This window comes from Kitasatospora sp. NPDC088783 (assembly GCF_044750705.1).
Classification (GTDB): domain Bacteria; phylum Actinomycetota; class Actinomycetes; order Streptomycetales; family Streptomycetaceae; genus Kitasatospora; species Kitasatospora fiedleri.
Genome location: NZ_JBIVKJ010000020.1, coordinates 47,030 through 66,423 on the forward strand (window position 1 = coordinate 47,030; position 19,394 = coordinate 66,423).

Annotated in this window: 19 protein-coding genes and 1 riboswitch; of the genes, 7 read left to right on the top strand and 12 right to left on the bottom strand. The window is 73.4% G+C overall.

From position 1 onward, the window contains the following. Nucleotides 1-9: 9 nt before the first annotated feature. Nucleotides 10-537 (bottom strand): NUDIX domain-containing protein, encoded by a 528-nt coding sequence (locus tag ACIP60_RS33925; protein ID WP_100837183.1) that lies wholly within the window; start codon nt 535-537, stop codon nt 10-12. A gap of 157 nt (nt 538-694) precedes the next feature. Between ACIP60_RS33925 and ACIP60_RS33930 the strand changes: the two genes are divergently transcribed. Then, nucleotides 695-841: a hypothetical protein gene (locus ACIP60_RS33930; RefSeq protein WP_400692163.1), complete on the top strand. Its 147-nt coding sequence runs from the start codon at nt 695-697 to the stop codon at nt 839-841. Nucleotides 842-904: 63 nt separating this feature from the next. On the opposite strand, the gene ACIP60_RS33935 is transcribed toward ACIP60_RS33930, so the two are convergent. Continuing rightward, entirely contained in the window at nt 905-3,871 is a 2,967-nt protein-coding gene (locus ACIP60_RS33935; protein ID WP_400692166.1) for a protease pro-enzyme activation domain-containing protein, read from the bottom strand. Between the two features lie 271 nt (nt 3,872-4,142). Next, a complete protein-coding gene (locus ACIP60_RS33940) occupies nt 4,143-4,517 on the bottom strand; it encodes a phage holin family protein (RefSeq protein ID WP_100837181.1) in 375 nt (124 codons plus the stop codon). Between the two features lie 93 nt (nt 4,518-4,610). Here ACIP60_RS33940 and ACIP60_RS33945 point away from each other — a divergent pair, with 93 nt between their 5' ends. From ACIP60_RS33945 to ACIP60_RS33955, 3 genes are all read left to right on the top strand, one after another. Continuing rightward, a complete protein-coding gene (locus ACIP60_RS33945) occupies nt 4,611-4,928 on the top strand; it encodes a cupin domain-containing protein (RefSeq protein ID WP_030463001.1) in 318 nt (105 codons plus the stop codon). 56 nt (nt 4,929-4,984) lie between these two features. After that, complete coding sequence (tenA, locus tag ACIP60_RS33950) at nt 4,985-5,641, top strand: thiaminase II (protein ID WP_400692171.1); 657 nt, start codon at nt 4,985-4,987, stop codon at nt 5,639-5,641. A gap of 165 nt (nt 5,642-5,806) precedes the next feature. Continuing rightward, complete coding sequence (locus tag ACIP60_RS33955; protein ID WP_400692174.1) at nt 5,807-6,007, top strand: hypothetical protein; 201 nt, start codon at nt 5,807-5,809, stop codon at nt 6,005-6,007. A gap of 67 nt (nt 6,008-6,074) precedes the next feature. Here the strand turns inward: ACIP60_RS33955 and ACIP60_RS33960 are convergent, their stop codons facing one another. The 7 genes from ACIP60_RS33960 to ACIP60_RS33990 all read right to left on the bottom strand — a co-directional run bounded on the left by ACIP60_RS33960 (nt 6,075) and on the right by ACIP60_RS33990 (nt 13,722). Next, complete coding sequence (locus ACIP60_RS33960; protein WP_400692177.1) at nt 6,075-6,968, bottom strand: NAD-dependent epimerase/dehydratase family protein; 894 nt, start codon at nt 6,966-6,968, stop codon at nt 6,075-6,077. 144 nt (nt 6,969-7,112) lie between these two features. Beyond that, nucleotides 7,113-8,159, bottom strand: coding sequence for a cytochrome P450 (locus ACIP60_RS33965; RefSeq protein ID WP_400692179.1), 1,047 nt, complete (start codon nt 8,157-8,159; stop codon nt 7,113-7,115). Between the two features lie 79 nt (nt 8,160-8,238). Beyond that, nucleotides 8,239-9,714, bottom strand: a complete 1,476-nt coding sequence (locus tag ACIP60_RS33970; protein WP_400692182.1) for an AMP-binding protein — start codon at nt 9,712-9,714, stop codon at nt 8,239-8,241. A 180-nt stretch (nt 9,715-9,894) separates the two neighbouring features. Next, the gene (locus ACIP60_RS33975; RefSeq protein WP_400692185.1) at nt 9,895-10,635 is read right to left on the bottom strand and encodes a glycosyltransferase family A protein; all 741 of its coding nucleotides are present in this window, start codon (nt 10,633-10,635) and stop codon (nt 9,895-9,897) included. Beyond that, nucleotides 10,632-11,639, bottom strand: coding sequence for a 3-oxoacyl-ACP synthase III family protein (locus ACIP60_RS33980; RefSeq protein WP_400692188.1), 1,008 nt, complete (start codon nt 11,637-11,639; stop codon nt 10,632-10,634). Before ACIP60_RS33980 ends, ACIP60_RS33975 begins: the two co-directional genes overlap by 4 nt. A 194-nt stretch (nt 11,640-11,833) precedes the next feature. Beyond that, nucleotides 11,834-13,336 carry an SPFH domain-containing protein gene (locus tag ACIP60_RS33985; protein ID WP_400692190.1) on the bottom strand — a complete coding sequence of 501 codons (1,503 nt, stop codon included), beginning with the start codon at nt 13,334-13,336 and terminating at the stop codon, nt 11,834-11,836. Between the two features lie 185 nt (nt 13,337-13,521). Then, nucleotides 13,522-13,722 (bottom strand): hypothetical protein, encoded by a 201-nt coding sequence (locus tag ACIP60_RS33990; protein WP_400692193.1) that lies wholly within the window; start codon nt 13,720-13,722, stop codon nt 13,522-13,524. Between the two features lie 111 nt (nt 13,723-13,833). Beyond that, nucleotides 13,834-13,967: riboswitch (TPP riboswitch) on the top strand. On the opposite strand from ACIP60_RS33990, the gene thiC reads away from it, so the two are divergent. Continuing rightward, the gene (gene thiC, locus ACIP60_RS33995) at nt 13,963-15,759 is read left to right on the top strand and encodes a phosphomethylpyrimidine synthase ThiC (RefSeq protein WP_400692196.1); all 1,797 of its coding nucleotides are present in this window, start codon (nt 13,963-13,965) and stop codon (nt 15,757-15,759) included. (Overlaps the previous riboswitch by 5 nt.) Nucleotides 15,760-15,890: 131 nt before the next feature. On the opposite strand, the gene ACIP60_RS34000 is transcribed toward thiC, so the two are convergent. After that, nucleotides 15,891-16,529: a hypothetical protein gene (locus ACIP60_RS34000; protein ID WP_400692199.1), complete on the bottom strand. Its 639-nt coding sequence runs from the start codon at nt 16,527-16,529 to the stop codon at nt 15,891-15,893. A gap of 222 nt (nt 16,530-16,751) precedes the next feature. On the opposite strand from ACIP60_RS34000, the gene ACIP60_RS34005 reads away from it, so the two are divergent. Beyond that, a complete protein-coding gene (locus ACIP60_RS34005; protein ID WP_400692201.1) occupies nt 16,752-17,285 on the top strand; it encodes an NUDIX hydrolase in 534 nt (177 codons plus the stop codon). Here the strand turns inward: ACIP60_RS34005 and ACIP60_RS34010 are convergent, their stop codons facing one another. Then, nucleotides 17,286-18,596: a hypothetical protein gene (locus ACIP60_RS34010; protein ID WP_400692204.1), complete on the bottom strand. Its 1,311-nt coding sequence runs from the start codon at nt 18,594-18,596 to the stop codon at nt 17,286-17,288. Between the two features lie 179 nt (nt 18,597-18,775). Here ACIP60_RS34010 and ACIP60_RS34015 point away from each other — a divergent pair, with 179 nt between their 5' ends. After that, on the top strand, nt 18,776-19,264 hold the full coding sequence (locus tag ACIP60_RS34015) for an ATP-binding protein (RefSeq protein ID WP_400692299.1): 489 nt from the start codon (nt 18,776-18,778) through the stop codon (nt 19,262-19,264). Nucleotides 19,265-19,394 lie beyond the last annotated feature (130 nt).

A 19,394-nucleotide genomic window follows, 5' to 3' on the forward strand; every position in this document is an offset into this window, starting at 1 on the left:
GGCGGTGGTTCAGCCGAGGTCGGGGGCGAGCAGGGCGCGGACGCCCTCGATGTTGGCGGCGAGGTAGGCGCGCAGGCTGGGCGGGACCACGTTGACCGAGGTGACGCCCTCGCGGGTGAACGGGACCCGGACGACCGCGTACTCGCCGTTGGGCCGCTCGACCTCGGGGCCGTGCCGGCGGGACTCGTCCAGCCCGGCGAGCCGGCAGACGAAGAAGTGCTGCACCTTGACGCCGTGCGGGTGCGCCGGGGTGCCGTCGTCGTGGTGCGACTGCGCCACCGTGTCGACGAAGGCGGGCACCACGTCGGTGACCTTGCCGCCCAACTCCTCGTCCACCTCGCGGTGCAGGGCGGCGACCACCGTCGGGTCGGTGGGCTCGACGCCGCCGCCGGGGGTGATCCAGTACGGGTGCGGGGAGCCGGGGCGGACCCGGCGGATCAGCACCAGCGAGGCGGGCGCGTGCGGGTCGTCCGGATCGACGTCCAGCAGGATCGCGCGGGCGGTGCGTTTGACGACAGGACGGACCGGGCCCGACATGGCTGCCACCTCCGGGGCGCGAGCGTTGTGCGGGAGTCTCCCGCGCGGCGGCGGGCGCGAAACTCGCACACGGGGACGAATCGGAGGGACCCGTTCCGCGGTCCGGGTGGAACGGCGTGTCCGGGGGCGTCGGGCGGCGGCGCGGGGCGCCCGCGCCGTGGATTTTCGATTCGCCGCCGACTACCACGCGGTCCACCGGGACGGCGAGGTGCGGATGGTCGACGTGGTCTCCGGCACCGGGCAGCCGCCGGACGAGGAGCTCGCCGCCATCCCCTCCACCACCGGGCACGAGAAAGCGGGCTGACCCCGGAACGGATTCCGGGGTCAGCCCGCGAGGGGGGAGCCGGCGGACGGCCGGCCCCCGGGCTCAGCTGTAGTAGCCGAAGACGTCGACGATGACGTCGGTGAAGCTCCACGAACCGTTCTTGATCATCACGCGGCCGTCCGGGCCGACCGGCACGGTGACCATGTTCGGCACGGTCTGGCCCGCCGACCAGTTCAGGTTCGAGGTGTCCGGCGCGCTCTGCCCGGAGGGGTAGAGGGTCAGGTGGCCGTCGACCCGCGGGTTGGTGACTGTCACGTTCAGCACCACGGCCTTGGCCTTGGCGAGTCGGCCGTCGCCGTCCAGGTTCAGGGCCCGGATCTCGTCGGCGCCGAACGGCCAGCTGTTGGTGCCCTGGCCGACCCGGCTGTCGAACAGGCGCTGCGGGGTGGTCGAGTGGAACGACGCGCCCCCGTTGGCGCCGAGGAAGCCGAAGACGTCCACGATCACCTGGGCGGAGCCCCAGGAGCCGTTGTTGACGCTGATCGAGCCGTCCGCGCCGAGCGGCACGATCACCTGGTTGGCGACCGTCCGGCCCGCCGTCCAGTTCAGGTTGGAGGTGCTCGGCAGGGTGGTGCCGGACGGGTAGGCGGTCAGGTGGCCGTCGGTCCGGGTGTCGGTCGCGGTCACGTTCAGCACCACGGCCTTCGTCCCGCTCGGGGCGCTGAGCTGACCGCTCGTCACGGTGCGGGTCGCGTAGGCCGCGAGCGCGCCGCCGGAGGAGCGGGTGTCCAGCGCCCGGGTCGGGCCGGAGGGCAGGTAGGTCGAGCCGCCCGCGGTGCCGTAGTAGCCCTGGACGTCGACGATCAGCTGGGCCTGGCCCCAGGCGCCGTTGTAGAAGCGGACCTTGCCGTCCGGGCCGACCGGCACGGTGACCAGGTTCGGCACCGTCCGGCCCGCGGTCCAGTTCAGGTTGGAGGTGCTCGGGCGGGCGCCGCCGGACGGGTAGACGGTCAGGTGGCCGTCGGTGGTGGGGTCGGTCACCGTGACGTTCAGCACCACCGAGGTGACGCCGTTCGCCGGGATGCCGGCGCTGCCCGCGATCTGCACCGCGGTCTCGCCGTAGGCGGCCAGCGGGGCGCCGCCGCGGGTGTCCAGCAGGCGGGTCGGGACGACGGCGTTGAACGCGCCGGCCGGGCTGCCCGGGAGCTTGGCGCACAGCTGCGCGAACAGCTTGTCGGCGCGCGGGGTGCCCAGGCCGGTGGCCAGGTCGTAGCCGGTGCCGGCCTGGTAGAGCGGGCCGGTGTAGCCGGAGGCGCTGACCACGTTGTTGCCGGTGACCGGGTCGTACAGGCCCGGCGTGCTGCCCAGCTTGTACAGCTGCGGGTTGAGGAAGCCCAGCGGCCCGGCGGCGGCGCACTTCGGGTCGGCGTTCGCGTGCGCGGTCATCGCCGCCCACAGCGGGGCGGAGAAGCTGGTGCCGCCCATCAGGTCCCAGTACAGGGTGGTGGAGTCGGCGTGGGTCAGGGTCAGGTAGCCCTGGTTCGGGTCCGCCAGCGCGGAGACGTCCGGCACCTGGCGGCAGGCCCGGCCGGCCGCGGCGTTGCAGAGGTTGGCGTAGCCCTGGCCGGAGAAGCCGGACTGGTAGCCGGTGGCGCCGTCCACCGACCAGACGGCCGAGACGCCGCCGCCGCCGGCCCCGCCGCCCGGGGTGTTCCACACCGACTCGGTCGGGGTGTTGTACGGGTCGGAGACGCTGGTGCCGCCGACGGCGGTGAGGTACGGCTGCGAGGCCGGGAACGACACCGCCAGCCCCGACTGGGGGCGGCCGTGGTCGTCGGTGCAGCCGGTCGAGCCGGAGTCGCCGGAGGCGGCGAAGACCGACTGGCCCTGGGCGGCGGCCTGCTGGAGGATCAGGTTCTGCGCCTGCTCGGAGGCGGAGTCCACGTACGGCTCGCACAGGCCCCAGCTGATCGAGACCGTCTGGGCCCGGTTGTCGGTGACGATGCGGCGCAGGCCGGAGTTGAGCTCCCGGATGCTGGCGTCCGCGGGCTGGTAGACCAGCACGTCCGCGTTGGGGGCCAGGCCGATCACCGTCTCGATGTCGAGCGCGGTCTCCACGCCGACGTCCGCGCCGGGGGGCTGCGTGGGGCCGCCGTCGACCTTGACCCGGCTGACGTTGGTGCTGGTGCCCAGGCAGCTCTGGTACCCGGCGATCGCCCGGTCGTCGAACTCCTCCAGGGCCAGGATCGCCACGGTGGCACCCGCGCCGCCGTTGCCGAACGCCTGCTGGTAGGTGTTGAGCGTCAGGGTGTCCGGGGTGTTGTAGTCGATCATCGGCCGCAGGCCGGCCTTGGTCAGCTGGTCCTTGATGCCGGAGCAGACGAAGGGCTGGCCGCCGACGTAGGACGGCTTGAGCTGCCGCTCGGTGGCGGGTGCCTGCCGGGGCTGCTCGATCACCCTGCCCGAGGGGCGGCTCATCGACACCGCGCCGGCCAGCGAGTTCAGGCCGGTGACGCCGAGCACCTTCGCGGCGGCCCGGCCGGAGACCTTGGGCGCCTCGGTGTTGCTGAAGGCGGCGCTGCCGTCGGCGAGCGCGTAGCCGGCGAAGTCGGTGGCGAACGCCTTGCGGGCCTGCGCCACGGTGGCCTCGACCGGGATGGTCAGGCCGTCGTCCTCGACCGCTCCGGGCCGCAGGCCGGCCGCGGTGAGCTCGGCGGTGACGGCGGCCACGTCGGCCGGGGCGGCCCCGAAGCGGCCGGCGAACTCGCCGGTCCGCAGGTACTGGTGGTAGAGCGGGGAGCCCGGGGTGGAGACGGCGGTGACGAAGTCCTCCAGCGCGCCGGGGTCGCGCGGGCGCAGGGTCACGCCGAGGTCCAGCACGGTGCTGTCGGCCGGGGCGGCGGTGCGGGTGGCGCCGCCGGGGACGGTCGGCACGCGGCCGATCCGCTGGTCGGGCTGGGGGCTCGCGGCGTGGGCGGCGGTCGGTGCGACCAGGCCCAGGACCACCGACGCGGCGGCGGCGCCCGCCAGGGCGCGGCGTATCCGCCCGCGGGGAGGGGCAGTTGGCATGCGGTTCTCTCCAGTGCCATTCGTCCGGCGGTCGCGTGCGCGGCCGCCATGCAGTGGCGGACCGGTCGCACGGCCGGGTGTCGAGGCAGCACGGAGGTCGTGAAGGCAGCGGAGAGGACGGCGTGGACGCCGTGGAACCCCCCGAAGCTCGCGCCCCGGGCGACGGGGCGGTCAGCTCACCGGCGGACAGTTATACCAGTCGGGAACGGACGTTCGGCAACGGGGTTTCCTCCTGGGGCGGCCCGGTGCCGGTGGGCCGCCCGCGGGGTGTTCAGTCGTCGTTGAGCGCCAGGCTGAGGCCCCAGGACACCAGGCTGATGATCAGCGCGCCGAGCAGCGCGGACCAGAAGCCCTCGACGTGGAAGTCCAGGCTCAGCTTGTCCGAGGCCCAGGAGGTCAGCCAGAGCATCAGGGCGTTGATCACGAAGGTGATCAACCCCAGGGTGAGGAAGAACAGCGGTAGCGAGAACAGCTTCACCAGCGGCTTGATCAGGAAGTTGATCACGCCGAAGACCAGCGCCACCGCGACCACGGTGAGTGTCTTGTGCTGCCAGTCGTCCCCCGAGAGCGTGATCCCGGTGACGATCCAGGCGGCGACCCAGATGGCCACCGCGTTGATGAGCGTTTTGATCACGAAATTCTTCATGCTGCGGATGGTGGCAGGCCCGGACGGCCGGGCGGAAGCTCCCCGCGCCGGTGTTGTTGAATGGGGCCGGACCGGGAGAGGAGCCGAGCCCCGATGAAGCTGTTCCGGCTGGACGAACTCGACGCCGAGCGCGCCGGGAGCGACGGCGCGTACCTGCGCTTCCTGAAGCAGCCGACGATGTCCGCCGGCCTGTACGCGCTCTCCCCCGGCGACACCGACCCGCAGACCCCGCACGCCCAGGACGAGATCTACCTGGTGGTCAGCGGCCGGGCCGAACTCACCGTCGGCCGGGAGACCGCCACGGTCGGGCGCGGCAGCGTGGTGTTCGTCCCCGCCGGGACGGAGCACCGTTTCCACCACATCACCGAGGAACTGCGGGTGCTGGTGGTCTTCTCCCCGCCGGAGGACTGACCGTCCGGCCGGAGGACCGACCGCAGCACCGCGCCGTTCCGGGAGGAGGACCACCCGTGAAGCTCACCGACGAACTGTGGACGGCCGCCGAGCCGACCTACCGCCGGATACTCGACCACCCCTTCCTGCTCGGCCTCGCCGACGGCACCCTCCCGCGCGCCGCGTTCCGCCACTTCGTCGTCCAGGACGCCCACTACCTGCGCGACTACGCCCGGGCGCTGGCCGTCTGCGCCGCCAAGGCCCCCGGCGACGACCAGGTGCTGGCCTTCGCCCACGACGCGGTCGGCGCGATCGCCGCCGAGCAGGACATGCACGGCGAGTTCATGGGCGCGCTGGGCGGGCCGGGCGTCGACGACGAACCGGTGCTGCCCACCACCCGGGCCTACACCAGCTACCTGCTGGCCACCGTCTACGGCGGCTCCTTCGCCGAGGCGCTCGGCGCCGTGCTGCCCTGCTACTGGATCTACGCCCGGGTCGGCGAGGAGCTGGCCCGCCGCTCCTCGCCCGAACCGCTCTACGCCAAGTGGATCGCCGCGTACGGCGACGAGGAGTTCCAGACCGTGGTGCGCCGCGTCCTGGACCTCACCGACCGGATCGGCGAGGAGCTCTCCGCGGCCGAAAGGCGGCGCGTGGTCGGGCACTTCACCACCACCTCGCGCTACGAGTGGATGTTCTGGGACGCCGCCTGGCGCGGCGAGACCTGGCCGGTCTGAGGGTTCTCCCCGGCGGGGAGTCAGGGAAGGATCTCCGGGTTCTCTCCGGGCCGTCGCCCCTCGATTTCGGATCTCCGCGCCGCCTACGATCGAAGTGTCGAGATCGAGGGAGCGGGAACGCAGCCGGAAACACCGGCACCGACCCCGAGGGGAGAAGGTACGGACATGGCCGAGTTCTGGAAGTCGCTGCCCTCGTGGGTGCGCAACATCGTGGTCCCGATCCTGCTGCTGGTGATCGCCTGGAAGGTCTTCTGGACCATCGTGGGCGTGGTGGCCGGCATCGTCGGCTTCGCCATCAACGTGCTGGTGCTGGTCGGCATCGCCGCGGCCGTGGTGATCCTGATCAAGAAGGCCGCCCGGAACTAGCCCCCGGCCCGCCGGCCTCCCGGTCTCCCGGCCCGCCGGCCGGTGGGGCGGTCAGCCGGTGGGGCGGTCAGCCGGTGAGGCGGGAGAGGTAGTCGTCGAGGTCCCGGCCCGGGGCGAAGCCCCGGGACCGGGACTTCCGCGTGTCCAGCACCACGCGGTGCGCGAGCTGGTCCAGCGCGTAGCGCGTCACCTGCGGGCGGCGGCCGACCGCGAGCGCCGCCAGCCGGGGCGGGACGTGCAGCAGCCGGGCCCGGCGGCCGTGGGCCGCGAGCACCCGGCGCAGCGCGGCGTCCCGCCGGTACGGGGCGCGGTCGGCGACGTTGTACGCCCCCGGCGGCCAGTCGGCGGCGGCCAGGCACGCCGCGGCGAGGTTCTCCACCGCGGTCAGGCTCAGCTCGACGTCCCCGCCCGGCAGCGGCAGCACCCCGTACCGGACGGCGGCCAGCAGTCGCGGCACCAGGTGCGGGTCCCCCGGCCCGTACACCGCGCGCGGGCGCAGCACGACGGCGCCGGCGGCGAGCGCCAGGGCGTCCGCGCGGGCCTTCGTCCGCCCGTACGCGTTCAGGTGGCCGGCGGCGGTGGGGTGCTCCTCGGTGACCAGCGACCGGTCGGGGCGGGGGTCGTAGACGCTGGCGCTGCTCACGAACACGAAGGGCGTCCCGGCGGCGGCCTCCAGCAGACGCCGGGTGGCCCGCACGTTGACGGCGTACTGGTCCCGTTCGGCGGGGGAGCCCGGCGGGTGGTCGCCGACGGCCGCCGCGCAGTGCACCACCAGGTCCGCCGCGCGCAGTTCGGGCGAGGCGGCGGTGTCCGCGGCGGCGTCCCAGCGGACGTGCGCGCCGTGCCGGGCGGGGCGGCGGCCGAGGGCCAGCACCCGGTGGCCCCGGGCGGTGGCGAGGGCGGCGAGGTGCGCGCCGCAGAAGCCGGTGGCGCCGGTGAGGGCGAGGGTCAACGGGGGCACGGCGGTCCTTCGCTGGCGGGCGGGATGGCGGGCGTTGGCATGTCGGCGGGATGGCGGGTCGTCAGTTGCGCGGCGGGGCGGCGGGGCGGCGGCGCGGGTGCGCAGGGCGTGCGGGCGGGGTGGCGCGTCGGGCGCGGGCGAGGGTCAACGGGGGCGCGGCGGGCCGATGACGCAGGTGCGGTAGGAGGGCAGGGCGCTGCCGGGGTGCGGGGAGGTGCGCAGGGCGTGCGGGCGGTGCGGGGCCAGGGTGCTCAGCAGGGCGGCGAGTTGGGCGCGGGCGAGGGCGGCGCCGGGGCAGGTGTGCGGGCCGAGGCCGAAGGGTGCCAGGGTGGCGTGCGGGTGGGCGGGGGTGTCGTGCTGGGCCTCGGCGGCGTGCCGGGCGACCAGCAGCAGGCGGTCGCCGCGGCGGACGCGGTGGCCGAGCACGGTGGCGTCGGCGGCCGCGGCGCGCGGGAGGACCGGGGACGCGGCGGTGCGGCGGAGCAGTTCGGCGGCCAGCGCCGGGGCGTCGTCGCGGGCCAGGTCCCAGAGCCGCTCGCGGGCGCACCAGGCGACGGCGCGCGGCAGGGCGGCGAGGGTGGTGTTGACCGCGGCGACGGCGAGCATCGCGTCGCGCGGGTCGGGCAGCAGCCCGCTCAACCGGTCGGCGGCCGTGCGGGCCCGGCGGGCGCCGCCCGGGCGGGGCAGCAGGGCGGGCAGGTGCGCGCGGGCGGTGGCGGCCGCGGCCCGCTCCGCGGCGAGCGCCAGCCGCACCGGCGGGGCGTCGCTGCCGGTGAGCGCCGCGGCGGTGGCGCCGGCCAGTTCGCGGACGGCGGGGACGAGGTCGACGGGCCGGTCGAGGCCGCCGAGGTGCCGGTCCAGGACCCGCTCCCAGACCGGGCGCAGCGCGGCCACCCCGGCCGGGCCCAGCAGGGCCGTCAACTCCCGCCGGGCGGTGCGGTGTTCGGCTCCCTGCTGGTCGAAGAGCAGGCTTCCGCCGGTGAGCCGGGCGGCGGTGCCGCCGGTGGTCCGCTCGGCCGTCCGGTCGAGCGGGACGCGGGTGAGGACCTCGCGGTAGGCGTCCGGGTGGTGGACCAGCACGGTGCGGCCGAGCCGGAGCACCGGCCGGTGCCGGGTCGCGGCGAGCAGCGCGAACAGCAGGGGGTGGCTGCGCAGGTAGACCGTGCGGTCGGCGCGCCGGGCGGCGGTCAACTGGCCCTCCGGGGTGGGGTGTCGGCGGTGCGGCGGGCGGCGGTGCCGGTGTCGGCGGGGGCGGGCGGGTCCGGCGGGGTCAGCGCGTCCGCCCGGCCGGGTGGTCGGCGAGGCGGCGGGCGCACTGGCGGGCGGCCGCCGCGCGGTCGGGTTTGCGGGAGCGGCCGGTCAGCGGGACGGGGCCGAGCAGCAGGGCGTCGGGGCGGGCGGTGCCCATCCGGGCGAGCGGGGCGTGCAGGGCGGCGCGCAGCCGCCGGGGGTCGGCGCCGGGACGGGGCTGGACCAGGGCGACCAGGCGCTCGTCGCCGTCCGGGCCGGGAACGCCCACCAGGACGGCGAGTTCGACGTCCGGCAGGTGCAGCGAGGGCTCGTACAGGCCCGGGTAGATGTTCTCGGCGCGGCGCAGCACCATGTCCTTGAGCCGGCCGGCCAGCACGATCCGACCGGCCGGGTCGAGGCGGGCCCGGTCGCCGGTGCGCACCCACGGGTCCGGGTCCTCGCCGAGGTAGCGGTCGCGGGCGGCCGGGGCGGCGAGCAGCAGTTCGCCGTCCGCGCCGAGCCGGGTGCGGACGCCCGGCAGCGGGTGGCCGAGCAGGTCGCCCGGGCCGTCGTGGGCGCTCTTGTCGCGCTCCTCGACCGCCGCGGCCGGGAACAGCTCGGTGAGCGCGTACACCCCCCACGCCTCGTCCGCCCCCGCCTCCTTGGCCCGGCGCAGCAGCGCGGCGTCGGCGGGCGCGGACCCGGTCCAGACCCGGCCGGTGAGCCTGGTCAGGGGACGCAGCCGGGGCGGCGTCAGGTAGGTCTCGTCCGGGGCGAGCCGGTCGATCTGGCGTTGCAGCACGGCGGTGCGGCGGGCCGGCAGCGCGACGACCGCGCCCGCGGCCAGCGCCGGGACCAGCACGAACGTCGTCCCGCCGAGCACCGTCCGGCCCGGACGGGGGCGCACCAGCGCGTCCACGGCCCGCATCCCGGCGGCGAGCGAGGCCCGCGAGTGCACCACCGCGCGCGGGGCGGACGTGGTGCCCGAGGTGAACACCACCACCGCGTCGCCGTCCCCCTCGTACGGGTCCGGGGCGGGCCCCGGGTGCCCGGCCAGCGACCGGGCGCACCACGGGTGCCGGGGACCGACGGTCGCCACCGGGCCGAGCGCCCCCAGCGGCGGCAGCTCCAGCCGGGCGCGGCGGGCCAGCGGACGGGCCCACCCGGCGACGGCCTGCGCGGCGGAGTCGGCCAGGATCAGCGCGGGCGGGGCCAGCGCCAGCCGCGCCCGCAGCACCTCCGGCCCGGCGCCCGGGTCCAGCACCGCGCTGCGCAGGCCCAGCCGGTGCGCGGCCAGCAGCACGGCGAGGGCCCGCGGCCCCGGGCGCACCGCCACCCCCAGGGTGTCCCCCGGCCGCAGGCCGTGCCCGTGGTGCAGCGCCGCGGCGTACCCGTCCGCGAGCGCGGCCAGCTCCGCGCACCGGGCGAGCACCCGGGGGCTGCCGCGGCGGGTGCTGGTGAGCAGCGCCGGGCGCGAGGCGCCTTCGCGCAGGGTGCGGGCGAGCTGGTCGAGCACGGGGACTCCTCTTCGCGGGCGGGCGGGCAGGCGGGCGGAAGGGGACGGACGGGAGGGGGACGGACGGAAGGTCCGCGCCGGGGCCCGGGAACGGCGGGCTCGGGGCCGCCGGTGGGCTCCGGCGCGCAGCTGCTCGGACGACCCGCCGGTTCCCGGGCCCGCGACGCGGACCTCGCCGTCTCACCGGACGTCGACGTCGCGGTGGCCGGCGCCGCGTTCGAGGTACCAGCGGGCGGTGCCGCGCAGGCCGTAGGCGCGGATGCGGCGGGTGGAGTTCTGGACGACCATGTCGGGGCGGCGGACGATCGCGGTGCTGTGGCGGCGGATCCGGTTGATGAAGGCGCGGTCGGTGGGGGAGGGGCGGCGGGGCATGCCGCCGGTGGCGAGGTAGAGGTCGGCGGTGATGGCCATGTTGTTGCCGGCGTGCATGCGGTAGGGCGTGAGGTAGCCGTGGCGGCGGCGGTGGGCGGGGCGGATCCGGCCGAAGAGGGCGCCGAGGGCGACCAGGGCGCGGAAGACGGCCCGTCCGAGCGGGCCGTGTTCGTCGCGGCGGGCGGTGACGCGTCCGCAGACCAGCCCGCCGGAGGCCCGCATCCCGGCGCGGGCGGCGCCGGCCCAGCCGGGTTCGGGCAGGCAGTCGGCGTCGGTGCGGGCGAGCAGGGTCGCGCCGTGGTCGATGGCGTGGCGGAAGCCGGTGTCGACGGCGCAGCCGACGCCCTTCTCCGGTTCGACGAGCAGGTGGACGGGGAAGGGCGCGGTGCGGGCGAAGGCCCGCACCTGTTCGCCGGTGGTGTCGGTGGAGCCGTTGTCGACGACCAGCAGGGTGAAGTCGCGGTCGTGCTGGGCGGCGAGGGCGCGCAGGGCGCCGCCGATCCGGGCGGCCTCCTGGTAGGCGGGGACGATCACCCACAGCTCGGTCACGACTTCTCCCAGACCATCGTCATCAGGCTGACGCCGCCGCCCAGGCCGACCATCAGCACCCGGTCGCCGGTCTCCAACTCGGGCATGATGCGGTCGAGTTGGACGCCTATCGTGGCGGAGGCCAGGTTGCCGAGCTCGGGGACGGTGACGACCAGCCGGTCGGCGGGCACGCCGGTGAGCTCCACGAAGCGCTCCAGGTAGGGCAGGGTGACCTGGTGGACCAGGACCCGGGCGTAGGCGTCCCAGCCGAGGCCGGTGCGGGCGGCGACCCGGGTGAGGATGTCGGCGCCGATCCGCTCGAAGACGCCGCGCAGCTCCTTGCCGCCGCCGCGGAAGTAGCTCCACTCGTCGCCGCGCGGGTGGCGCGAGCCGCCGCCGGGGATGCCGCCGACCTGCCAGTGCTCGGAGGCGGTCTGGGTCTCCACGTCGAGGATGCCGCCGCGCTCGACGCGCTCCACCAGGACGGCGGCGCCGCCGTCGCCGAAGGTGTACCCGGCGAAGCCGTCGCGGAACTCGGCGAGGCCGGAGGGGTCGCGACGCATCGCCCGGCTCGGGGTCTCGCCGGTGACCACCAGGGCGCGCCGGGCGCGGCCGGCCAGGATCATCGCCCGGGCGGTGTCGATGCCGTTGAGGAAGCTGTTGCAGGCGTTGGAGACGTCCAGCGCGTGGGCGCGGGAGCCGAGTTCGGCCTGGACGAGGTGGGCGGTGGCGGGTTCGCAGACGTCCCGGGAGGCGGAGGCGAACAGCAGCAGGTCGAGGTCGGCGGGTTCCAGGCCGCGGGCGGCCAGTGCCCGGCGGGCCGCGCCGAGGGCGAGCGTGGAGGGGTGCTCGTCGGGCCCGGCGAAGCGGCGGGTGCGGATGCCGGTGGCCTTCTCGAACATGCCGTCGGGCAGCGGGAGGCGGGCGCCGGTCGCCACCTCGTCCTGCAACTGCCGTGAGGTCACGGTCCGTTGCGGGAGGTGGGAGCCGACGGCGGTGATTCCGACGCGGGGCAGCAGGTCCATGCTCCGATGCTGGCGCGGCGCGGTGGCCGGGGCGTGAGTACGGGTACTCAGCTGCTGCCCGGGATTGCGGAGACGATGCGGCCCGTACGGCGGTGGTGCCGCCGTACGGGCCGGGTGGTGGCGCGGGTGCGCCGTGGTGCGCCGTGGTGCGTCGTCGTGCCGGTGGTGCGCTGGTGGTGTGCCGGCGCTGCGGGTCAGTCGCCGCTGCCGGACTGGACCGGGATGACCTGGGTGGCCGGGGCGCGGTCCGCCGGGGCCGCCGGGTTCGCCGGGGTCTCTGCGGGGGCCGCCGGGGTCATCGTGGTGAGCAGCTGGCGGGCCAGGCCGAGGCCGGTGCCGCCCATGGTGAGCGCCTTGGCGAACATCTCGGACATGCCCTCGGCGCCGTTCAGCAGCACCATGTGCTCGACGTTGCCGAAGGCGTCCGCACCGGCCCGGACGATGGCGGGCCAGTTCTCGGCGAGCTGCTGGGCGACGACCGCCTCCTGGTTCTCGGCGAGCGCCGCGGCGCGGGCCTTGATGCCCTCGGCCTCGGCCAGGCCCTGGGCCCGGGTGGCCTCCGCCTCGGCGAGGCCCTTGGCCCGGGCGGCCTCCGCCTCGGCCAGGCCCTTCGCGGCCTCGGCGGCGGCCTGGGCCTCACCGGTGGCGCGGGTGGCCTCGGCGGCGGCCAGGCCGCGGGCCCGGGTGGCCTCCGCCTCGGCGGCGGCGGCGACCTTGACCCGGTTGGCCTCGGCCGCGGTCTTCAGGTCGGTCTCCCGGGAGAGCGCCTCGGCGGCCGAGATCCGGGCGTCGCGGTCGGCCTCGGCCTTGGTGCGGGTCTCGTACGCGCGGGCGTCGGCGGGCTTGCGGACGTCGGCCTGGAGCTGCTGCTCCTTGCGGTGCGCCTCCAGCTCGGCGACCTTGGTCTCCTGGACCACGACCTCCTGCCGGGCGGCGGCCTGGGCGAGCGGCCCGGCCTGGAGCGCGCGGGCCGCGGCGGTGTCCATCTCGGCCTGGTAACCGGCCTGCTGGATACCGGAGTTGCGCGTCGCCTCGGCCTTGCGGGCGAACGCCTCCTGCTCGGCCTCGGTGGCCCGGCGGTCGGCCTCGGCGGCCGCGATCCGGGCGTCGCGCTGGACGGCGGCGGCGTGCGGGGCGGCCAGGTTGGTGATGTAGCCGGTCGGGTCCAGGATCTCCTGGATCTGCAGCGAGTCGATGATCAGGCCGAGCTTCTCCATCTCGATGCCCGACGCGGAGCGGGTCTCCCCGGTGAGCCGCTCGCGGTCCCGGATCATGTCCTCGACGGTCAGGCCGCCGACGATGGAGCGCAGGTGGCCGGCGAACACGTTGTGCACCCGCTGGCCCATCATCTTCTGCTGGTCCAGGAAGCGGCGGGCGGCGTTGGCGATGGACACCGGGTCGTCGCCGACCTTGAAGATGACCACACCCTTGACGTGCACCGGAATGCCCTGCGAGGTCACGCACTCGACGTCCAGCGCGGCCTCGTTGAGGTCCAGCGACAGCCGCCGGACCACCTGGACGCCGGGCAGCACGAAGGTGCCCCGTCCGGTGACCACGCGGAAGCCGAGGCCCTCGCCGTGCTTGGAACCCGAGATGACCAGGGCCTCGTTCGGCTCGGCGACCCGCCACATCATTTTGAAGAGCACGACCAGGACCAGCAGCCCTGCGACAACGGCTCCGACGATGCCGATCAGCATCGCGATCTCCCCCTTCGTGGCACACCGGTCCGTGGCTGCGCTGGGTGGTGCAGTTGTGGGCGCGGAACCCGGTGGCAGCCGCATTCTCCGCCTGCCGTGATCGCGGGGGAAGGGGCCGCGCCAGCGGGAGCGCCCACTGTCTCGAAACCGTTGCGCGGTGTTTGCCCGGCCTTGGTGAGGGGCCGTCAGTAGGGCTCGACGTACACCGTGCGCGGTGGCTGGTAATCGACCACGACCACCATGGTGCCCGGCTCCAGCGACTCGCCCGGCACCGCCCGGTACGCCAGGAACGCCTCGCTGCCCTGGCGTTCGGGAACGCGCACCATCACCTCGCCGACCAGGCCCGCGCCGATCCGTCCCGTCACCCGCCCCACCAGTCCGATCACCCCGGCGATTCTTCCACCCCGCGAGCGGCCCGGACAGGCCGGTGACCGGAGGCGCCCTGGACCCTCCGCGTCCGGTGCCCTACGGTGAGCAGCGAACGCGGGCGGCGAACGCCTGCGCGGAACGGGAGCTCGGAGCACCGGGCTGAGAGGGCGCTGACGGTACGCGGGCCCGCGTACCACCTGCTGCGCCGACCGCAGGAACCTGACCGGGTAATGCCGGCGTAGGGAGTGGAAGGTCGCATGACCACCTTGAGCGAGCACACGTCCGTCCAGCAGCCGGCCGCCACCGGGTACCCGACCCCGGCCTGGCGCAAGGCGTACCACCAGGGCAGCCGCCCCGACCTGCGGGTCCCCTACCGCGAGGTCCACCTCACCGACGGGCGCACCGTCCCGCTGTACGACACCTCCGGGCCGTACACCGACCCGTCCCACCCCGCCGACGTCCGGCGCGGGCTGCCCGCGCTGCGCGACGCCTGGATCCGCCAGCGCGGCGACGTCGAGGAGTACGAGGGCCGCGAGGCCCGGCCCGAGGACGACGGGATCAGGCACACCGCCCCGCGCGGCGGCGACCTGCGCAACCTGGACGCCGTCTTCCCCGGCCGCCCGCGCCGCCCGCTGCGCGCCCGCGACGGCGTCGCCGTCACCCAACTCGCGTACGCCAAGCGCGGGTTGATCACCCCCGAGATGGAGTTCGTGGCGATCCGGGAGGGCCTGGAACCGGAGTACGTCCGCGAGCGGGTGGCCGGCGGACGGGCCGTCATCCCGGTCAACGTGAACCACCCCGAGGTCGAACCGGCGATCATCGGCACCGACTTCCTGGTGAAGATCAACGCCAACATCGGCAACTCGGCGGTCACCTCCTCCATCGAGGAGGAGGTCGAGAAGATGACCTGGGCCACCCGCTGGGGCGCCGACACCGTCATGGACCTCTCCACCGGCCGCAACATCCACACCACCCGCGAGTGGATCCTGCGCAACTCTCCCGTCCCGATCGGCACCGTCCCGCTCTACCAGGCGCTGGAGAAGGTCGACGGCCGGGCCGAGGACCTCAGCTGGGAGGTCTACCGCGACACCGTGCTGGAGCAGTGCGAACAGGGCGTCGACTACATGACCGTGCACGCCGGCGTGCTGCTGCGGTACGTCCCGCTCACCGCCCGCCGCAAGACCGGCATCGTCTCGCGCGGCGGCTCGATCATGGCCGCCTGGTGCCTCGCGCACCACCGGGAGAACTTCCTCCACACCCACTTCGAGGAACTCTGCGACCTGCTGCGCGCCTACGACGTCACCTTCTCGCTCGGCGACGGCCTGCGCCCCGGCTCGATCGCCGACGCCAACGACGAGGCCCAGTTCGCCGAACTCACCACCCTCGGCGAACTCGGCCGGATCGCCCGGGCCAAGGACGTCCAGGTGATGATCGAGGGCCCCGGGCACGTCCCGATGCACAAGATCCGCGAGAACATGGACCTCCAGAAGGAGATCTGCGACGAGGCCCCGTTCTACACCCTCGGCCCGCTGACCACCGACGTCGCCCCCGGCTACGACCACATCACCTCCGGCATCGGCGCCGCGATGATCGCCTGGTGGGGCACCGCGATGCTCTGCTACGTCACCCCCAAGGAACACCTCGGCCTCCCCGACCGCGACGACGTCAAGACCGGCGTCATCACCTACAAGATCGCCGCCCACGCCGCCGACCTCGCCAAGGGCCACCCCGGCGCCCAGCTCTGGGACGACGCCCTCTCCGACGCCCGCTTCGAGTTCCGCTGGGAGGACCAGTTCAACCTGGCCCTCGACCCGGAGACCGCCCGCGCCTTCCACGACGAGACCCTCCCCGCCGAACCCGCCAAGACCGCGCACTTCTGCTCCATGTGCGGCCCCAAGTTCTGCTCGATGAAGATCAGCAAATCCATCAATGAGAAGTTCGGCAACGGCGCCGCCTCGCCCGAGTACGACGAGACCGCTGTCGAAGGCATGAAGGCCATGTCCGAGGAGTTCAAGGCCCAGGGCAACAAGGTCTACCTACCGATGGCGGACTGACCGTACGCACTGCACTCGGTGGGGCCAGGAGCACCGTTCAGCTCCTGGCCCCACCGAGCTGCGTCACCCGCTCCGAGACGTGGAGAGGGCTTCCCGGGACGGGCCGGCTCGCCATGACTGATCCAAGGACCTCAACCGCCGAAGAGGTTGTAACCAGCCGTCTCGTGCTTCCTGTCCGTCATCTCGCGGATGCCCGTGTCGGCTGCGTCGAGCAGCCTGGCGATACCCACCATCACGTTGTGGAAGTGGCGAATGTGGATGCGGGCGATGCCATCAAGTGTGGGATAACCGCTGTTGCGGACCGGATAGCGGAAGTGCTCGGAACTCGGGTCCATGCCGTGCAACTGGAGGAGCACACGCTCCGTGTTGACCAGCTCCGCTTGGTCGTCGCCAGGGAACGAACGCTCCAAAAGTGGCCGTGCCCGGCGCCACAAGGCCTCGATGCTGTGACTCCGCATCAGCTCGTGCGGCTCATCGAGGTAGACGCTCGCCAGCTCGATCAACGCTTTGAGATGAAGCTCGACGTAGTGACGCCAACACATCACGAACGGGTAGATCAGCGTGTCCTGGTTCCGCCCGCTGGACACGACCTGGTCTGCAATGACCTCAGCGGCGTTCGCGTAGCCGCGAAGATAGCCAAGCCAGCGGTCCCGGGGGAAGTCGAGACAGGCAACCGCCTCCCAGTCGGGCTCCTCACGCAGGAGGTCAGCCTCTGCGTGAGGCCATGCAGGCGGATCCACAAAGCTCATCATCTCGTCGGATGCGTCCATGTGTGCGAGTCGGCTCGGGCTCCCCGAACGGTGCACCCGATTTCACAGTCGAGCTGCTACGGAAAAGCAACGCCTGGGAGCACGATTCACGCCCGGGTCGGCGCTGCGCAGGACACCGGCACCGGAGCGGGTATTCGTCAGGGTGACGCGAATTTGATCGAACCCGTCGGCCCGGTGACCTGGGTCTGAGATGCTGATGGTCCGTCGAGAGGGGCCGCAGCGATGCAGTGGAAGATCCACGGGGAACGTCCGATCTACGAGAACCCTTGGGTGAACGTGTGGTTGGTCGACGTTGAGCAGCCGGACGGGAACCGCTGGGAGCACCACGTACTCAAGCTGCGGCACCTGGCGGTCGCCGCGGTGGTGAACGACCAGAAGCAGGTGCTGATGATGTGGCGGCACCGGTTCATCACCGACTCGTGGGCCTGGGAACTGCCCATGGGGCTGATCGAACCGGACGAGACTCCGGAGGAAGCTGCGGCGCGCGAGGTGCTGGAGGAGACCGGCTGGACGGTTGGCGAGGTCAAACCGCTGATCTACGCCCAGCCGGCCAACGGCATCACCGACTCGGAGCACTTCGTGTTCCGAGCCGACGCGATCGAGTACGCCGGGCCGCCGAGTGAGCGCAACGAGTCGGACCGGATCGAGTGGATTCCGCTGTCCGAGCTGCGCGGCATGATCGACCGGCACGAGATCGTCAGCAGCGGCTCGCTGGTCGGCGTGCTGTACCTGCTCCTTGACGAGGCCGGACTGTAGTCAGGCAGTCAGCTCCCGGATGCGGGCCGACAACTCGGCCGCCGGACGCGCGGAGCGGTAGGGCGTCAACGACTGGCGGAACTCCTGTAGGTGGGCGAGCACTCGCGGGGATGCCACCTCGAACGCGAGGGTAAGGGCCTCCCCGGCTGTGGTGCACGCTGATTCGACCTGGTTGCGCTGGAGTTGGGTGCGTGCCAGCCAGAAGGAGTGAAAGGCTCGGCCGCGCAGGTTGGCGGATGGCTCGCTCCGTAGAGCTTCCTCGATGAGGGGTTCGGCTGCTGCCGCGTCGCCGAGTTGGCCCAGCGCGATGCCGGCGTCGACGGTGAGCTTCGTCCGGTCGAAGTACTGGACCCATGCGGGGTCGTCGTCGGCCTGGTCGATGCGGTCGAAGTGCCAGCGTGCGTCATCGATCGCTCGGTGGGTGGCCTCCTGGTCATGCGCGCTGGCGTGGCCGAAGGCTTCCCGCATGGCCAGCATCGCCATCAGCCTTGGGACACCGCCGTCGATCCGCGCGCTGTCCTGTGCGGCTCTGGCCAGGGTGATCGCTTCGCTCGCCTTGTCCTCGTAGGTGGCTTGGAGACTGAGGCAGGAGAGCACGTTGGCGATGAACGGGCGGTCTTCGATCACTCGTGCCAGACGCAGGGCTTCGGCGAAGTAGCTCCGAGCGGTGCTGTACTGCCGAGCGTCGAAGTAGGTCCAGCCGGTGAGGCGTGCGAGTTCGGCCGCGATGCCGTGCAGGCTGCGCCGGTAGTGGGGATCGGCCGTATCGCGCAGGACCCCTAGGACGTATCGAAGTTGGCCCATGACGGCGGGGCGTAGGGCTTCGCCACCGTGCTCGTCGTCACGTCGCCAGTAGTCCTCGATGGATGCCTGTAGGGAGCGGAGCACCGTCGGCGTGACCCTGGTACTGGCAGCTATGGCGAGGATGTCGTCCAGTTCGGGGCCCGGTAGCACGGTGTCCGTGAACGGAGCCGCCGGTCGACCGGACAGGGCTGCCACCGGACGGACCTCGGCCTTCGCGTGCTCCCAAGCTTGCGGAGCAAGGCCGACCATGTGGCCCGGGATGCGGAGGCCGTCAGCGATCCTCTCGATGACGGTCATATTGGTGATCTCCCGGCGGCCCGCCATGACCTCACTGACACGACTGGGCGTCAACTCGCAGGCCCGCGCGATCCGGGACGCGTGGTAGCCACCTTTGGCCTTGGCTAACCGGAAGATCGTGGTGAAGTCGCGTGCCGCGCACGCCGTAACCATCTCAGGATCGGCAAGCAGACGGCTCGGCAGCCCGGATGACAGCCTGGATTCAGTCATGTCCGGTACCCCCGGCACCCGCGAAGATGATCACTCGGTGTCACTTGGCATAACTGACCGCGAGTTTACCCATGATGGGTAATCACCCTGCCCTTATTTCGAAACTGCCGGCCCGGCAATCCTGGGGGTCCTCCGGGGCAAGCCCGGGAACAGAACGAGACGGAGGGCGGTCCGTGCTGATGAGCCCGGTCATCACTGCCGCGCTGCCGACGCCGCAGACGTGGGAGGTCGAGCCCGAGTTGGCCGCTGTCCCGTCAACGCGCCGACTGATCAAGGGTATTGCGGAAAAGTGGCGAGTGCCGCTGTCCGCTGACGCGCTACAGGATGTTGAACTGTGCGCCAGCGAGGTGCTTACCAATGCTGTCGAGCACACCAGGACCCGCTTCCGCGTCACCGTCCGCTGGACCGGCGAGCGCCTGCGCGTAGAGGTCGCGGACAGCAGCCTCCGTCCGCCCGACCCCGACGCCGCCACTGACAGGACCACGCGCGGACGGGGTCTGGCCCTGGTCGAGGGGCTCGCGCATTCGTGGGGCTGGTACCCCGAGGGCTCCGGCAAGGTCGTGTGGTTCGAGTGCGCGGCTGACCAACTGGTGACGGGACACGTGCGACTCAGAGTGCTCGTCCACGCCGCGCAGGTTCGAACGGACTTGGTCGAGCGGACCGTCTGAGTGCCATCAGCCTCCACCTGAATGTGCTGAGCCCGGTCGGGTGGACCGGCGGCGTCGGCCGAGTCATCCTCCTGCGGCCGGTGCCGTCCACGGCTCCAACCCCAAGTGCCCAAGGCAAACGGGTGGTTCA

Bases quoted from the DNA above. Each gene is read 5' to 3' on its own strand.
- ACIP60_RS34000 (WP_400692199.1), bottom strand. From the start codon at position 16,529: ATGGACGCATCCGACGAGATGATGAGCTTTGTGGATCCGCCTGCATGG.
- ACIP60_RS33925 (WP_100837183.1), bottom strand. From the start codon at position 537: ATGTCGGGCCCGGTCCGTCCTGTCGTCAAACGCACCGCCCGCGCGATC.
- ACIP60_RS34015 (WP_400692299.1), top strand. From the start codon at position 18,776: ATGAGCCCGGTCATCACTGCCGCGCTGCCGACGCCGCAGACGTGGGAG.
- ACIP60_RS33980 (WP_400692188.1), bottom strand. From the start codon at position 11,639: ATGGACCTGCTGCCCCGCGTCGGAATCACCGCCGTCGGCTCCCACCTC.
- ACIP60_RS34010 (WP_400692204.1), bottom strand. From the start codon at position 18,596: ATGACTGAATCCAGGCTGTCATCCGGGCTGCCGAGCCGTCTGCTTGCC.
- ACIP60_RS33940 (WP_100837181.1), bottom strand. From the start codon at position 4,517: ATGAAGAATTTCGTGATCAAAACGCTCATCAACGCGGTGGCCATCTGG.
- thiC (WP_400692196.1), top strand. From the start codon at position 13,963: ATGACCACCTTGAGCGAGCACACGTCCGTCCAGCAGCCGGCCGCCACC.
- ACIP60_RS33945 (WP_030463001.1), top strand. From the start codon at position 4,611: ATGAAGCTGTTCCGGCTGGACGAACTCGACGCCGAGCGCGCCGGGAGC.
- ACIP60_RS33955 (WP_400692174.1), top strand. From the start codon at position 5,807: ATGGCCGAGTTCTGGAAGTCGCTGCCCTCGTGGGTGCGCAACATCGTG.
- ACIP60_RS33935 (WP_400692166.1), bottom strand. From the start codon at position 3,871: ATGCCAACTGCCCCTCCCCGCGGGCGGATACGCCGCGCCCTGGCGGGC.
- ACIP60_RS34005 (WP_400692201.1), top strand. From the start codon at position 16,752: ATGCAGTGGAAGATCCACGGGGAACGTCCGATCTACGAGAACCCTTGG.
- ACIP60_RS33985 (WP_400692190.1), bottom strand. From the start codon at position 13,336: ATGCTGATCGGCATCGTCGGAGCCGTTGTCGCAGGGCTGCTGGTCCTG.